Raw genomic sequence first — 14,918 nt, 5'->3', positions numbered from 1 at the left:
TAAAAAGTAAGAAGCTTATACACAGCCTCTTACTTTTTTTGTTGCTCTCATATAAACGATAACACTTCTTCATACACTCCTGGTTTTGCAACTAACACACTGCTCTTCTCTATGATAGAAAGTGGCGCTCCAGAGAATGTCGTCACCTTACCTCCAACTTCTTCTACAATTATCTGTCCTCCGCCAAAATCCCATGGTGATAATCTCGGCGTTACATATGCATCTATTCTTCCTGTTGCAACGTATACCATCTCTAACGCTGCACAGCCATATGATCTTGTGCCCCTTGCTTTCTTAACAAGTGCCATCATACTTTCCATATTAAGCAATGGATTATCTGTAAGCCATATCGCATTTAAAGCTACAATACCTTGCTCTACAGTTCCTTTTTTCAATGGAGGAATTGATATATCATTACAAAAAGCTCCAGATCCCTTGACTGCATGATATAGTTCATCATGCACTGGATCATATATAAGTCCAATCTTTCCGATACCGTTCTCATAAATCCCAATTGAAATCGCAAAATTTCTTTTTTGATGAACAAAGTTCATCGTGCCGTCAATTGGATCAATTAACCAAACAACCCCGTCAGAAGACGTTATCTCGTCTCCATAACCCTCTTCTCCTAAAATATTATGATTCGGGAATGTTTCTTTAATTTTCCCAATTAAAAACTGTTCTATCTCTCGGTCCATATTTGTAACTAAGTCAGCTGCATTTGATTTTGTTTCTATAATAAGTGCTTTTTTCATTGATGCCATTAAATGCTCTCCTGCATCCCGAATCCACCGTTTGGCGTGTGCATCAATGTCTTTCCATACTTCTTGCATGTTTAAACACTCCGATCTATACTGTTCACAGAAAAAACGAACCCTTTATAAGGTTCGCACCAACTAATTTTTTATACATATACTATTATTACGCTTCTAAACGAATCATTTCAAGTCTTAACACTTCTAACTTTTGTACACACTCTTCTTTTTTCTGTTTATCATCTTCCATCATCGCATCATATAAAGTTGCTAATTCATAATCTAGCTCCAAACGTAGCACCGGTATTCTCTTTTCAGCATCTGTTCTCTTTAACGCATTAATCACCTGTCTCATATTATTTGCCTCCTCCCAATATTCGTCTGCCCTCGGACTAGAATTAATTCAATTTTCTGATTTTTTGTTTTATACTATACTATGTTGGATAAATCATCTATGCAACAAAATTATATTTTTTTATTTAAATTTTTTTGTGCTGTTTTTTTTATGAATAGTACAAGCTATGCTAAAATAAAAGCAAAATAGGAGTTGGAGGAACAATCATGACAATACAAACATTCAAGTCAACTGATTTTGATGTCTTTACAGTTGATGGTCTCGAAGAACGAATGAGTGCAATTAAAACGAACATTCATCCTAAGCTAGAAGCTTTAGGGGAACAATTTGCAGAATACTTATCCAAACAAACTGATGAGAACTTTTTTTATCATGTTGCAAAACACGCACGCCGCAAAGTCAATCCACCAAACGATACTTGGGTTGCTTTTTCAACAAATAAACGAGGATATAAAATGCTACCGCATTTCCAAATCGGCTTATGGGGTACTCATGCCTTCATATACTTTGGTTTAATCTATGAGTGTCCACAAAAAGTTGAGACGGCTCATGCCTTCTTAGAACATTTAAATGATTTAAAAACAAATATTCCAAATGACTTCGTTTGGTCCATTGACCATACTAAACCAAGTGTGAAATTACATAAAACACTTGAAACCGAAGACTTACAAAAGATGATTGAACGATTAGCTACTGTAAAAAAGGCAGAATTATTAGTTGGTATTCATATATCACCAGAGGAGTTTTCAGCAATGACCAACGAACAATTCCTTGCTAAGATTGAATCTACGATGCAATCACTCCTTCCTTTATATGCACTTTGTAATCGATAGTAGAAAACGGACAATTTATATTGTCCGTTTTTAGTTGTTATCACATTATATCACTTCAGTTTTTATTTTTCAAAATATTTTTTACATTTTTACAAGCTTTTGTTCTTCGACTTCTTTTGCCCTTTGAATAGCACGATATATAGAGTATCCACTTACTTCTTCAAATTCTTTATCAATTTTCTTTTCTTCTGCTTTCGATGGAACAATCTCTTTAAAACGACGATATAAACCCATTAATTCTTCTCTTATAATCCCTTTTTCATAAGCTTTCTCAATCGCTTCATAAAACTTAACAATTTTAACCATTTCCTCATTTGACCAATCATAATCTAACGGATATTGATATTCCATTTCGCACCTCATTTATCATTTCTTCTTGTTTCATTATGCTATCTTAAAGAGAATATTTTATTCTTCATTATAGCCACTCTGCATTATACACTATTTATTCATTTTAATGGAATTGTCTTCCTCTATTCATTAGTTGAGGCTAACTATTAAACATACTCACCTTAAAAACATTTTTTTCTATACATCTATAATTATTGGTGATATAATGCTTTTGTTTTATAGAAAATAAAGTGAAGCTACCATCTCAAAAACGATTTTTTGAATGGCAGAAAAACAAGCCTTATTCTAAAAAAGACTAAACTTTTTTAGAGCAGGATTATATAAAACAAATTACACTAAATATTATGAAGAAGAAGGGGTGTATAGATTGTCCCAATACGAAACACCATTGTTTACCGCTTTAGTTGAGCACAGTAAGCGAAATCCAATTCAATTCCATATTCCTGGTCATAAAAAAGGACAGGGCATGGATCCTACATTTCGCGAATTTATTGGGCATAATGCATTAGCAATTGATTTAATTAATATTGCGCCACTCGATGATTTACATCATCCCAAAGGTATGATTAAAGAAGCACAGGATTTAGCAGCCGCTGCATTCGGTGCAGATCATACTTTCTTTTCTATTCAAGGTACAAGTGGTGCTATTATGACAATGGTGATGAGCGTTTGCGGTCCTGGTGACAAAATCCTAGTACCACGAAACGTGCATAAGTCAGTAATGTCAGCTATTATTTTCTCAGGCGCAAAACCGATTTTCATGCATCCTGAAATCGATCCGAAGCTCGGTATTTCTCATGGAATCACAATTCAATCTGTCAAAAAAGCACTTGAAGAGCACTCAGATGCAAAGGGCTTACTTGTTATTAACCCAACGTACTTTGGGTTTGCTGCAGACTTAGAACAGATTGTACAATTAGCACATTCTTATGACATCCCTGTACTAGTCGACGAGGCTCATGGTGTTCATATTCATTTTCACGATGAATTACCCATGTCAGCGATGCAAGCTGGTGCAGATATGGCAGCAACAAGTGTTCACAAATTAGGAGGCTCTTTAACTCAAAGTTCTATTCTTAATGTGAAAGAAGGCTTAGTGAATGTAAAGCATGTCCAATCTATTATTAGCATGCTTACGACTACATCAACTTCTTACATCTTGTTAGCATCCCTTGATGTTGCGAGAAAACGTCTTGCTACAGAAGGAACAGCACTCATAGAACAAACAATACAATTAGCTGAACATGTTCGTGATGCTATAAATTCTATTGAGCATCTTTACTGTCCTGGAAAAGAAATGTTAGGTACAGATGCTACCTTTAACTATGATCCTACAAAGATAATTGTATCTGTAAAAGATTTAGGTATTACCGGCCACCAAGCTGAAGTATGGCTTAGAGAGCAATATAACATTGAAGTAGAACTCTCAGATCTATACAACATACTATGTCTTATCACTTTGGGAGATACAGAAAGTGATACAAATACACTTATTGCAGCTTTACACGATTTAGCAGCAACATTTAGAAATAGGGCAGATAAAGGTGTTCAAGTACAAGTAGAGATTCCAGAAATTCCAGTGCTAGCACTTTCTCCTCGAGATGCTTTTTATTCGGAAACAGAAGTCATTCCATTTGAAAATGCAGCGGGTCGTATTATAGCTGATTTTGTTATGGTTTATCCGCCAGGGATTCCAATCTTTACTCCGGGGGAAATTATTACACAAGAAAACTTAGAGTATATTCGTAAAAACTTAGAAGCAGGTTTACCTGTACAAGGTCCTGAAGATATGACATTACAAACATTACGTGTTATTAAAGAGTACAAGCCTATCAGTTGATAGGCTTTTTTTTTCACCTTTTTTCCTTTTCTTCATACGATACTTAAGAATGTAACGTATAGGTGGGGATACTATTATGATTGTAATAGGCCGTTCTATTGTACATCCTTATATTACAAATGAATATGAGCCATTTGCAGCAGAGAAACAACAAATTTTATCAATAATGGCAGGAAATCAAGAAGTTTATTCCTTCCGAACAGCTGATGAACTCAGCTTTGATCTCAATTTACGAGTTAATATTATTATCTCTGCACTAGAGCTTTTTCAAAGTGGATTTCAGTTTCGTACATTTCAACAATCCTTTTGCAACCCCCAGTATTGGAAAAGAACGTCTCTTGGAGGATTCGAGCTTCTTCCAAACATACCACCTTCTATTGCCATACAGGATATTTTCAAAAACGGAAAACTATATGGAACTGAATGCGCAACCGCTATGATCATTATTTTTTATAAAGCTTTACTATCATTGTATGAGGAAGAAACTTTCAATCGTCTATTTGCAAACCTTTTACTTTATACATGGGACTACGATCAAGATCTAAGGCTCATAACAAAAAACGGTGGCGATCTTGTTCCAGGTGACCTCGTTTACTTTAAAAACCCACAAGTGAATCCAGCTACGATTGAGTGGCAAGGAGAAAACACAATCTATTTAGGAAATTTCTTTTTTTACGGACATGGCGTGGGTGTAAAAACAAAAGAAGAAATTATTTATTCATTAAATGAACGAAGAGTCCCTTACGCTTTTATTTCAGCTTTCTTGACTGATACTATTACCCGTATCGATAGCCGTATAATGAGCCAATACGCTTCTTCTAGTACACCACAGACATCCATAAGTTTTATTCCAATTAGAGATGATGCAATCGTTGCAACAGTTGGTCATACAACTACAATTTATTAAAAAAGCGCCTACACATGTAGGCGCTTTTTCTTATTATTAAGCTTTTGTATGTTCTTTATGGTCACATTCGCAATGAGATCCACATTTCCCGTATAGTACTGTTGATTTTTCATCTTCAAAATGTCCAATTGTTCCTTCACATACTTGGCATACGATTGTTCCCATTTTCATTTCCCCCTGAGTTTTAATAGTAATCTATTTATTTATCATTAAGCTTTCGCATTATCTTTTCTAGCACAGTCACAATTTGTTCCACATTTTCCGTAAAGTACCGTCGTTTTCTCATCTTCAAAATGTCCAATTGTTCCTTCACATACTTGGCATACGATTGTTCCCATTTTCATTTCCCCCTGAGTTTATGGTCCTAAAAACTTTTAGCTGTCCATTTCCTATCAATTATTGGGCTTTTGTATGCTCTGTGTGATCACATCCGCAAGATCCACATTTCCCGTAAAGTACCGTTACTTTCTCATCTTCGAAGTGTGCAATTGTACCTTCACAATCTTGACATACGATTGTTCCCATTTTTCATTTCCCCCTAAGTTTATAATCCCAAAAACTTTTTGTAACCGCTTAACTTTCTGTCTTTATTTTAATATGTTATACTTTTTACGTCAATAGGTTTTCAGTATAACACATTAAATATTTTTAATTTAAATTAGTATGCGATATTCAAATAAAAAACAGCCATATTTATAAGTACGACTGTTTCAAAATAATTATTCTTCATATTCCGCATGTAAAGAAGTTGACGGAACTAGAAATTTGAAAAACTGAGCTAACTCCTTTGCTTCCTCTTCTGATCCTAATTTAAAAATCTCCTGTATATATTGAACATTCTCTACATCATCTCGTCCGAGTAAAGTAGACCTTCCTGTTTGCATACAAACAATGAGCGGCTTTCCAAAAAACATATTTGTATAAATAACACCAAAATCATAACGTGTATCATGTGTCATAAACCCTAAAAATCGTACCTTCACACTTTCATGCTCATCATACAATTTTTCAAACATTGGTTTCCACCTTTCTACATCACGTTTCATTAATAGTATATTAAACAAAACATGTCATACTCCTTTTAATTGTCAAAAAATTCAGTAGGATGTAGAATGATAGTATTCTACTAAGCTAGGGGGAACTTATATGCAACACGCCTTTATTACGCTTGTACCGAAATCCAACCAACAATCAGTTTCAATAGATGATATAAAACAACTTTTTCATTATTATAAAACAGTTACTTCTAAAACTGGTGCCCAAATTAATTACACGTATACAAATACCGCTTTTCCTTATGAAATTTTAGATACATCTACAACAACATTAAAACTTCAATCCACTCACGACCGGTATGACTCAATTTATATTGGTGTTGGTATAGAAAATGAACAATCTTTCATCCAAGTTTCTTTACCACCTAATGCAACATTTGGTGACAAAGGGAAAGCAAATGAATTTTGCCGTTTTTTAGCGAAGAAATTAGAAGGAGAGTTACAATTATTTAATGGAAGAACAATGTATTTTTATAAACGCTAATTTAAAAAATAGATAATATGATTAAAAATAATATACAATTCGAACATGTAAGAAATAAAGCTTGCTTTCTTACGTGCAATACAAAATATGCTATTACATAGGCTAAATATAGAAATACGAAAAAAAGAATAACTTTATAATGAAACTTATCACCATTCGATAATGTTAATACAGTGGAAAAGCCACTCCATAGTAGTAAATGATAAAATATAACATGTAATATTTTCATGGAACCTTCTCCTTTGACATGCTCTATTTTATTAATATATGGGGTTAAGTTTGAATCAATTACATATTATAGGATGATATATATTACCTTTGAAGTAAGTTAAGCCTGAATCATTTGTTAAAGTATTATATATTCATTCGACAAGTACGTTTAAAGACCTTGCAAGTCATTTGATGAAAATAAAAATAGCCCCTCTCTTACAATAAGAGAAGGGCTATTTACATTACTTAAATTATTTTACAATGTGAATTGGCATTCCAAGAGCAACTTCAGCTGCTTCCATTGTGATTTCACCTAATGTTGGGTGAGCATGGATTGTTTGAGCGATATCTTCAGCTGTCATTCCAGCTTCGATAGCTAAACCAATCTCAGAAATAATATCAGAAGCACCTGCACCTGCAACTTGAGCACCTACAAGAAGACCATCTTCTTTACGTGTTACAAGTTGTAGGAAACCGTCAGTGCTGTTTAATGATAATGCACGACCGTTAGCAGCGAATGGGAACTTAGATACAGTTACAGTCATTCCAGCTTCTTCAGCTTGTTTTTTAGTGTAACCAACAGATGCTAGTTCTGGATCAGTGAAGCATACTGCAGGAATTCCGATGTAATCGATAGCTGATGCATGGCCACTAATTGCTTCTACAGCTACTTTACCTTCGTAAGAAGCTTTGTGAGCTAATGGTGGTCCAGGAACGATATCACCGATTGCATAGATGTTTGGTACATTTGTACGACATTGCTCATCGATTTCGATGATGCCGCGGTCAGTCATTTTAACTCCAACTTGCTCAAGACCGATCTCTTGAGTGTTTGGACGACGACCTACAGTTACTAATACGTAATCTGCTTCTACAGTTTGGATTTCACCTTTAACTTCAAAGCTAACTTTTACGCCAGTTTCTGTTTCTTCAACGCCTTTAGCCATAGCTTTTGTATGGATATTTACGTTACCTTTTTTCTGTAGAGCACGTTTAACAACAGAGCTCATAGCTTTTTCGAAACCAGCTAAGATTTCGTCGCCAGCTTCTACTACAGTAACTTCTGTACCGAAGTTAGCATATGCAGTACCTAATTCCATACCGATGTAACCGCCGCCGATTACAACAAGTTTTTTAGGAATTTCAGGTAAGCTTAAAGCACCTGTAGAGTTGATAACACGTTTAGAGTATTTGAATCCTGGAATTTCGATTGGTGTAGAACCAGTTGCAAGAACAGCATTTTTAAACGTATAAGTTTGAGCTGCATCTTCAGTCATAACGCGTAATGTATTAGCATCTACGAAGTAAGCTTCACCGCGAATGATTTCAACTTTGTTACCTTTAAGAAGGCCTTCAACACCGCCAGTTAATTTCTTAACTACGCCGTTTTTCCATTCTTGAACTTTTGTAAAGTCAACTTTTACGTTTTCTGCAGTAATACCCATGTCATCAGAATGCATTGCATTCTCATAACGATGACCTGCATTGATTAACGCTTTTGAAGGAATACATCCAACGTTTAAGCATACGCCACCAAGGTTAGCTTTTTCAATGATTGCTACCTTTTGACCTAATTGTGCTGCACGAATTGCCGCAACGTATCCACCAGGACCTGCACCAACAACGACTGTATCTAATTCAATTGGGAAATCTCCTACTACCATTGTTATTACGCCTCCATTACTAATAATTGTGGGTCATTCAATAGACGTTTAATTTGGTTTAACGCTTTTTGAGCAGTTGCACCGTCAATTAAACGATGGTCAAAGCTTAGAGATAATGCTAATACTGGAGCTGCAACGATCTCACCGTTTTTCACAACTGGTTTTTCAGCGATACGGCCGATACCAAGGATTGCTACTTCTGGGTGGTTGATAACTGGAGTGAACCATTGTCCACCTGCAGAACCAATGTTTGTAATTGTGCAAGAAGCACCTTTCATTTCAGCTGGAGCTAGACGACCTTCACGTGCTTTACCAGCAAGATCATTGATCTCGTTAGAGATTGTGAAGATAGACTTACGATCTGTATCTTTAACAACTGGTACTAATAGACCTTTGTCTGTATCAGCTGCGATACCGATGTTGAAGTAATGTTTATGAACTACTTCTTGAGATGCATCGTCTAAAGAAGTGTTTAACATTGGGTATTCACGTAATGCAGATGTTAAAGCTTTAACAACGTACGGAAGGTAAGTTAATTTAATACCTTTGTCAGCTGCTACTGCTTTGAACTTCTTACGGTGAGCAACAAGTTCTGTTACATCTACTTCGTCCATTAATGTTACGTGAGGAGCTGTGTGTTTAGAGTTAACCATTGCTTTCGCAATCGCTTTACGGATACCACTCATTTTCTCACGAGTTTCTGGATATTCACCAGCTGGGATTGGTTGTGCTTTTGGTGCTTCTTCTTTCGCTGCTGCTGGAGTAGCTTCTACTGCTGCTGGAGCCTCAGTTGCTGCTACAGTTTGTCCACCATTTGCAAATGCATCGATGTCAGCTTTTACGATACGGCCATTCTTACCAGTACCAGCTACTTTATGAATGTCTACACCCTTTTCACGAGCGTATTTACGAACAGATGGCATAGCGATTACGCGCTCATTTACTACTTCTGCAGTTGCTGCTGGAGTAGCTTCCGCTGCTGGAGCTTCTACTGCTGCTTCTTCAGCTTTTGGAGCTTCATCATGATCGTCACCTTTAAATTTAAGGTTTTCGTATCCAGGAGCATCAAATTTAATTAATGTATCTCCTACGATTGCAACTGTTCCTTCTTCTACAAGTACTTCAAGTACTTTACCTTTAACAGGAGAAGGGATTTCTACTACTGCTTTATCATTTTGTACTTCAAGAAGTACATCGTCTTCGTTTACTTCATCGCCTGGTTTAATAAACCATTTTACGATTTCACCTTCGTGGATACCTTCACCGATATCTGGTAGTTTAAATTCAAATGCCACGGAATTCAGCCCCCTGATTCATTTCATTATTATGGAATATGTACAAAAGAAACCAGCATGTGCTGATTTCTTTTGCACATGAAAAGCTAAAAATTAGAAGTTCATTACTTTGTTTACAGCTTCAACAATATCTTTGTGGTTTGGTAACCATACGCTCTCTGCTTGAGAGAATGGGAATACTGTATCAGCAGCTGCAACACGTACAACTGGAGCTTCTAAGTTTAAGATTGCACGGTCGTTAATTTCCGCTACAACGTTAGCTGCAATACCAGCTTGTTTTTGAGCTTCTTGAACTACAACTACGCGACCTGTTTTTTCAACAGAAGCGATGATTGTTTCGATATCTAATGGTTGAACTGTACGTAAGTCAACAACCTCTAAAGAGATACCTTCTTTTTCAAGTTCTTCAGCAGCTTTTAATGCAGCGTGAACCATAGCACCGTAAGCGATAACTGATACATCTGTACCTTCACGTTTGATATCAGCTTTACCTAAATCAATTGTGTAATCACCTTCTGGTACCTCTTGACGGAATGAACGGTACAATTTCATATGCTCTAAGTAGATAACTGGATCGTTGTCACGAATCGCAGAGATTAAAAGACCTTTAGCATCGTATGGAGTAGATGGAATAACAACTTTTAGACCAGGTTGTTGAGCCACTAATCCTTCTAAGCTATCAGCATGTAGTTCAGGAGTATGAACACCACCACCGAATGGAGAACGAACTGTTACTGGAGCAGTCCAACGTCCACCAGAACGGTAACGCATACGAGCTAATTGACCAGAAATTGAATCCATTACTTCATAAACGAAACCGAAGAATTGGATTTCTGGAACTGGACGGAATCCTTCAAGTGCAAGACCAACTGCAAGTCCACCAATACCAGACTCTGCAAGTGGAGTATCCATTACACGATCTTCACCAAATTCAGCTTGTAAACCTTCAGTAGCACGGAATACACCGCCGTTTACACCAACGTCTTCACCAAATACAAGTACGTTAGGGTCATTTTTCATTTCAACGCGTAAAGCATCAGTGATTGCTTGAATCATTGTCATTTGAGCCATGGCTTACTTCGACTCCTTTTCTTTGTAGATTTCATATTGTTCAGCTAAGTTGTAAGGCATTTTTTCGTACATGATTTCCATTAAATCAGTTACTTTTTGTTTTGGAGCTTGGTCAGCCTTAGCAATTGCTTGTTTGATATCTTCTTTTGCTTCTTCGATTACTGTCTCTTCAACTTCTTGAGACCATAGTCCTTTAGCTTCTAAGAACTTACGGAAGCGTACGATTGGGTCTTTTTGTTCCCATTCGTTTTCGATATCTTTTGTACGGTAACGAGTTGGGTCATCACCAGCCATTGTATGTGGACCGTAACGGAATGTTAAAGTCTCGATTAAAGTAGGGCCTTCGCCATTTACTGCGCGCTCACGAGCGAAAGCAGTTGCTGCGTATACAGCTAATGGATCCATACCGTCTACTTGAATTCCGTAAATACCTGCTGCTACTGCTTTTTGTGCTACAGTTTTAGCTGCAGATTGCTTTTCTACTGGAGTAGAGATTGCATAACGGTTGTTTTGAACAACGAAGATTGCTGGAGCTTTGAATGCACCTGCAAAGTTCATACCTTCGTAGAAGTCACCTTGTGAAGCACCACCGTCACCAGTGTAAGTAATTGCAACAGATTTTTTACCACGTAGTTTCATACCTAACGCAACACCAGCAGTTTGGATGATTTGCGCACCGATAATGATCTGTGGAGCTAATGCATTTACATTCTCAGGCATTTGGTTACCCATGAAGTGTCCACGAGAGAATAAGAATGCTTGGTATAATGGTAATCCGTGCCATACTAATTGTGGTACATCACGGTATCCTGGTAAGATGAAGTCTTCTGCTTCAAGTGCGAAATGACTTGCTAATTGAGAAGCTTCTTGTCCAGCTGTAGGTGCGTAGAAACCTAAACGTCCTTGACGGTTTAAAGAAATAGAACGTTGATCTAATACGCGAGTATACACCATACGACGCATTAATTCTTTTAATTGGTCATCAGATAATTCAGGCATAGCTGCTTCATTCACAACTTCACCGTTTTCATTTAAAATTTGTAATGTTTCAAATTGAGCTGCGATAGCTTTCATTTGCTCATCAACATTAAATAGGGTCTTTTTTGTTTTAGTACCCATTCCGTTCACCTCTTCCTCTCTTGAACCATATTCTGAAACGCTTTCACTGGCTATTTTCCAGTTTAAAAAGCGCAACGATGTAAACCAACATGTTTATATGTCGGTTGAGAATAATTTTGTGTACCTAACAATCTGTACTAATGTTTTTTCAGAAACATATTAATACAATCTTGATCACGTTTTTTAGTTTACAACTATTCTAATTACGATGTCAATTACTTTGAATACGTTTTTTTATAAATAATATGCAGGTTTCTACTACACAAACGTGTTTTTATTTTTTACATCTGTATTAGTAAGCATTGACCTACTGTTATATTATTCCCTTTTTCACTTATTTTTTCTCTTAGAATAATATGTAAACGATTTAATTCTCTTTAGTTTTTCTCTCTTCGTAACAAAAATATACAAACTACTCTTCCTTTTTTAGGTAAATACCTATACATTTCTACCCTCTCTTCCATACATTATAGTAACCGCAGTATTAGCGGGAAATAATAAAGGAGGTCATCTCATGTACGGATACTCATATTGCTATCCAACTTGTTCATATCCTTCCTACGGTTATGGCGGTTCTTGTGGCGGGTCTGGACGCGGCTTCGCCTTAATCGTTGTGTTGTTTATTCTTTTAATTATCGTTGGTGCTGCTTGCATTCGCTAATGTAAAACGAAACAACTATGGAAAGAAAAAGACGGCTTTGCCGTCTTTTTCTGTTTATCACATACATAACCTACTCTATAATAGAACGATTTCCAAAATGCCTTCCCTTTCTTGCCGATGACTTTTTCCATCTCCTTTGGTAGACTAAAGAGGAAAGGAGAGATTACATATGCTTACAATGAAAGATGTTATTCGCGAAGGAGATCCTATTTTGCGCAACGTTGCAGAAGAGGTGTCATTACCGGCAAGCGAAGAAGATACAACTACCTTAAAAGAAATGATTGAATTCGTAATAAATAGCCAAGATCCTGAAATGGCTGAAAAATATAGTTTACGCCCTGGAATCGGATTAGCGGCTCCGCAAATCGGTGTTTCAAAAAAAATGATTGCAGTTCATGTAACCGATGCGGATGGTACATTATATAGCCATGCATTATTCAATCCAAAAATCATTAGCCATTCTGTTGAACGTACATATTTACAGGGTGGTGAAGGCTGTCTATCTGTAGACCGCGAAGTACCTGGTTATGTTCCTCGTTATACAAGAATTACAGTAAAAGCAACTTCTATTAACGGAGAAGAAGTAAAATTACGTTTAAAAGGTTTACCAGCAATCGTATTCCAGCACGAGATTGACCATTTAAATGGCGTTATGTTCTATGACCATATCAATAAAGAAAATCCTTTTGCCGCTCCTGATGATTCCAAACCTCTAGAGCGATAATAATAAAGAGGCGGAAGTTAATCTTCCGCCTCTTTATTATGAAATGGGTTCCATATTCACTTATAACAATCCAGCCCACTTTAGTCCATGATATATACCGTCTTCATTAACATCCTTTGTCACATGATTTGCAAGTTTTTTCAAGTCTTCATGGCCATTTCCCATCACAATACCTGTGCCAACGGCTTCGATCATTTCTAAATCATTTAAGCCATCTCCAAATGCATACACTTGGTCACGATTAAAACCTAACTTTTCAATGTATTTCTCAATTCCTTTTGCCTTAGAACCACCATTCGGAATGATATCCATTGAATATGCATGCCAACGAATAAAATGAAAATCTGGATAATGATTAATAAACTTTTCCTCTTCATTTACTTCACAAAAAAGTAGTGTTTGATAAATATTACGTTCCTCATAAAAATTAGGCTCATATGTTGGATGCTCAAAGTTTAAGCTTCCAAAGCCTTCTTTCACATAATCATGATATTCCACTGATGCTCTCATATCTTGATGGTCAAGATATACAAGTGGATATCCTTCTTGTTTTGCAAACTGAGTAAACCTATGTAAAGCATCTGGATGTAACGGATTATTAAATATTACCTCATCTTCAAAGACAACATATTGCCCATTAAAACTAACATAATTATGTATATCAAGTTCCTTACGAATATCTTCGAACATAAATGGCGCGCGGCCTGTCGCAATTGCTACATGTACACCTTTTTCTTGTAACTGTTTTACTGCATCTCGTGTAGATTGCGGAATTTTTTTATCATGATCTAATAATGTTCCATCAATATCAAAAAAGACAATTTTATCATTCATTTGTCAAAATCCTTTCTGGCACTCTATATTCCTATTTTGAATATCACTTTTCAAATTCTAAAAAAAAGTATAACATATTAAACATCTGTGAAGAAAGCGTTCCCTTTCTGACCTTATTTAAAAACTTTGCATATATATATTAGTAAAACATGTGGATACTTGTTCGGATGAATTTTCTTTTCCATTCTTCCTCATACTATACCTATAACTAACGGCTACTAATCGTTACTATAGAATAACTTTCACTGTATGGGAAAGGACAAGATTCACCATTCACTTTTGTCCTATCTCTTATATCAGAGATAGAGTTTTCACTAGTAATAGGCATGTTTAAAATAAGGAAAGGAAGGAGTAATCATGCTGAAGAAGCTGAAGAAAAAGCTCAAGCGTTATTTAAACGGTCTAGTCCGTAAAAAGACAATCGCTTAAATTGTGCCCATTTCGGGCTTTTTCTTCATTCTCATTCGAAAAAACATGAAAATCATGACTGTTTGCTTTATAATAAGTAACAGATAATGCAAAACATAGACAAGGAGAGGTTTTCCAAATGATTTTTAAAGTATTTTATCAAGAAAAATTAACTGAGGTTCCAGTACGTGAAAATACAAAAGTTTTATATTTAGAGGCTACGTCTGAAAAGGATGTTCGTACAAAATTAAATAAGTTCGCATATAATATCGAGTTTGTTCAGTCTGTTACTGGCGCTCATCTTGAATATGAAAAAGAAAACGCTGATTTAACATTAGCGGAAATCGTATAG

At 36.1% G+C, this 14,918-nt stretch carries 20 protein-coding genes; 7 read left to right on the top strand and 13 right to left on the bottom strand.

From position 1 onward, the window contains the following. Positions 1-47 precede the first annotated feature (47 nt). Positions 48-833 (bottom strand): inositol monophosphatase family protein, encoded by a 786-nt coding sequence (locus ACTFRY_RS04690; RefSeq protein ID WP_001158703.1) that lies wholly within the window; start codon positions 831-833, stop codon positions 48-50. An 88-nt stretch (positions 834-921) separates the two neighbouring features. After that, the gene (locus tag ACTFRY_RS04685; protein WP_001250164.1) at positions 922-1,110 is read right to left on the bottom strand and encodes a hypothetical protein; all 189 of its coding nucleotides are present in this window, start codon (positions 1,108-1,110) and stop codon (positions 922-924) included. A gap of 206 nt (positions 1,111-1,316) precedes the next feature. Here ACTFRY_RS04685 and ACTFRY_RS04680 point away from each other — a divergent pair, with 206 nt between their 5' ends. Beyond that, on the top strand, positions 1,317-1,943 hold the full coding sequence (locus tag ACTFRY_RS04680; protein ID WP_000155317.1) for a YktB family protein: 627 nt from the start codon (positions 1,317-1,319) through the stop codon (positions 1,941-1,943). Between the two features lie 81 nt (positions 1,944-2,024). On the opposite strand, the gene ACTFRY_RS04675 is transcribed toward ACTFRY_RS04680, so the two are convergent. Continuing rightward, positions 2,025-2,294 (bottom strand): UPF0223 family protein, encoded by a 270-nt coding sequence (locus ACTFRY_RS04675; protein WP_000456547.1) that lies wholly within the window; start codon positions 2,292-2,294, stop codon positions 2,025-2,027. 367 nt (positions 2,295-2,661) lie between these two features. On the opposite strand from ACTFRY_RS04675, the gene speA reads away from it, so the two are divergent. Both speA and ACTFRY_RS04665 read left to right on the top strand, forming a co-directional pair. After that, on the top strand, positions 2,662-4,134 hold the full coding sequence (gene speA, locus ACTFRY_RS04670) for an arginine decarboxylase (RefSeq protein ID WP_000084898.1): 1,473 nt from the start codon (positions 2,662-2,664) through the stop codon (positions 4,132-4,134). Between the two features lie 76 nt (positions 4,135-4,210). Continuing rightward, complete coding sequence (locus tag ACTFRY_RS04665; protein ID WP_000635337.1) at positions 4,211-5,041, top strand: protein-glutamine gamma-glutamyltransferase; 831 nt, start codon at positions 4,211-4,213, stop codon at positions 5,039-5,041. 36 nt (positions 5,042-5,077) lie between these two features. Here the strand turns inward: ACTFRY_RS04665 and ACTFRY_RS04660 are convergent, their stop codons facing one another. The 4 genes from ACTFRY_RS04660 to ACTFRY_RS04645 form a co-directional block, all read right to left on the bottom strand. After that, positions 5,078-5,206 carry a GapA-binding peptide SR1P gene (locus ACTFRY_RS04660; protein ID WP_000536796.1) on the bottom strand — a complete coding sequence of 43 codons (129 nt, stop codon included), beginning with the start codon at positions 5,204-5,206 and terminating at the stop codon, positions 5,078-5,080. A 44-nt stretch (positions 5,207-5,250) separates the two neighbouring features. Continuing rightward, on the bottom strand, positions 5,251-5,379 hold the full coding sequence (locus tag ACTFRY_RS04655; RefSeq protein WP_000536803.1) for a GapA-binding peptide SR1P: 129 nt from the start codon (positions 5,377-5,379) through the stop codon (positions 5,251-5,253). 58 nt (positions 5,380-5,437) lie between these two features. After that, positions 5,438-5,566 carry a GapA-binding peptide SR1P gene (locus ACTFRY_RS04650; RefSeq protein WP_000536778.1) on the bottom strand — a complete coding sequence of 43 codons (129 nt, stop codon included), beginning with the start codon at positions 5,564-5,566 and terminating at the stop codon, positions 5,438-5,440. Positions 5,567-5,760: 194 nt separating this feature from the next. Then, a complete protein-coding gene (locus ACTFRY_RS04645; protein ID WP_000462038.1) occupies positions 5,761-6,057 on the bottom strand; it encodes a DUF3055 domain-containing protein in 297 nt (98 codons plus the stop codon). A gap of 130 nt (positions 6,058-6,187) precedes the next feature. Between ACTFRY_RS04645 and ACTFRY_RS04640 the strand changes: the two genes are divergently transcribed. Beyond that, complete coding sequence (locus ACTFRY_RS04640; protein ID WP_001163302.1) at positions 6,188-6,580, top strand: DUF1885 family protein; 393 nt, start codon at positions 6,188-6,190, stop codon at positions 6,578-6,580. 1 nt (position 6,581) lies between these two features. On the opposite strand, the gene ACTFRY_RS04635 is transcribed toward ACTFRY_RS04640, so the two are convergent. The 5 genes from ACTFRY_RS04635 to pdhA form a co-directional block, all read right to left on the bottom strand. Next, complete coding sequence (locus ACTFRY_RS04635; RefSeq protein ID WP_000697469.1) at positions 6,582-6,809, bottom strand: hypothetical protein; 228 nt, start codon at positions 6,807-6,809, stop codon at positions 6,582-6,584. Positions 6,810-7,041: 232 nt separating this feature from the next. Then, complete coding sequence (gene lpdA / locus ACTFRY_RS04630) at positions 7,042-8,454, bottom strand: dihydrolipoyl dehydrogenase (protein ID WP_000260104.1); 1,413 nt, start codon at positions 8,452-8,454, stop codon at positions 7,042-7,044. A gap of 5 nt (positions 8,455-8,459) precedes the next feature. Then, entirely contained in the window at positions 8,460-9,749 is a 1,290-nt protein-coding gene (gene pdhC, locus ACTFRY_RS04625) for a pyruvate dehydrogenase complex dihydrolipoyllysine-residue acetyltransferase (RefSeq protein WP_000863419.1), read from the bottom strand. Between the two features lie 93 nt (positions 9,750-9,842). Continuing rightward, the gene (pdhB, locus tag ACTFRY_RS04620) at positions 9,843-10,820 is read right to left on the bottom strand and encodes a pyruvate dehydrogenase complex E1 component subunit beta (protein ID WP_000068168.1); all 978 of its coding nucleotides are present in this window, start codon (positions 10,818-10,820) and stop codon (positions 9,843-9,845) included. A 3-nt stretch (positions 10,821-10,823) separates the two neighbouring features. Beyond that, entirely contained in the window at positions 10,824-11,939 is a 1,116-nt protein-coding gene (gene pdhA, locus ACTFRY_RS04615) for a pyruvate dehydrogenase E1 component subunit alpha (protein WP_000536895.1), read from the bottom strand. A 514-nt stretch (positions 11,940-12,453) separates the two neighbouring features. Between pdhA and ACTFRY_RS04610 the strand changes: the two genes are divergently transcribed. Together ACTFRY_RS04610 and def are read left to right on the top strand one after the other, a co-directional pair. Beyond that, positions 12,454-12,600 (top strand): YjcZ family sporulation protein, encoded by a 147-nt coding sequence (locus tag ACTFRY_RS04610; protein WP_000274562.1) that lies wholly within the window; start codon positions 12,454-12,456, stop codon positions 12,598-12,600. Between the two features lie 169 nt (positions 12,601-12,769). Further along, positions 12,770-13,324, top strand: a complete 555-nt coding sequence (gene def, locus ACTFRY_RS04605) for a peptide deformylase (protein WP_000957048.1) — start codon at positions 12,770-12,772, stop codon at positions 13,322-13,324. Between the two features lie 60 nt (positions 13,325-13,384). Here the strand turns inward: def and ACTFRY_RS04600 are convergent, their stop codons facing one another. After that, positions 13,385-14,158 carry a Cof-type HAD-IIB family hydrolase gene (locus ACTFRY_RS04600; protein ID WP_044795980.1) on the bottom strand — a complete coding sequence of 258 codons (774 nt, stop codon included), beginning with the start codon at positions 14,156-14,158 and terminating at the stop codon, positions 13,385-13,387. A 547-nt stretch (positions 14,159-14,705) separates the two neighbouring features. On the opposite strand from ACTFRY_RS04600, the gene ACTFRY_RS04595 reads away from it, so the two are divergent. Beyond that, positions 14,706-14,918, top strand: a complete 213-nt coding sequence (locus ACTFRY_RS04595; RefSeq protein WP_000576435.1) for a DNA-dependent RNA polymerase subunit epsilon — start codon at positions 14,706-14,708, stop codon at positions 14,916-14,918.

The sequence above is a fragment of the Bacillus cereus group sp. MYBK195-1 genome (assembly GCF_051916605.1).
Lineage (GTDB): Bacteria > Bacillota > Bacilli > Bacillales > Bacillaceae_G > Bacillus_A > Bacillus_A cereus.
The sequence above is the reverse complement of the archived record's forward strand: the minus strand, read 5'-3'. Positions and strand labels throughout refer to the sequence as shown.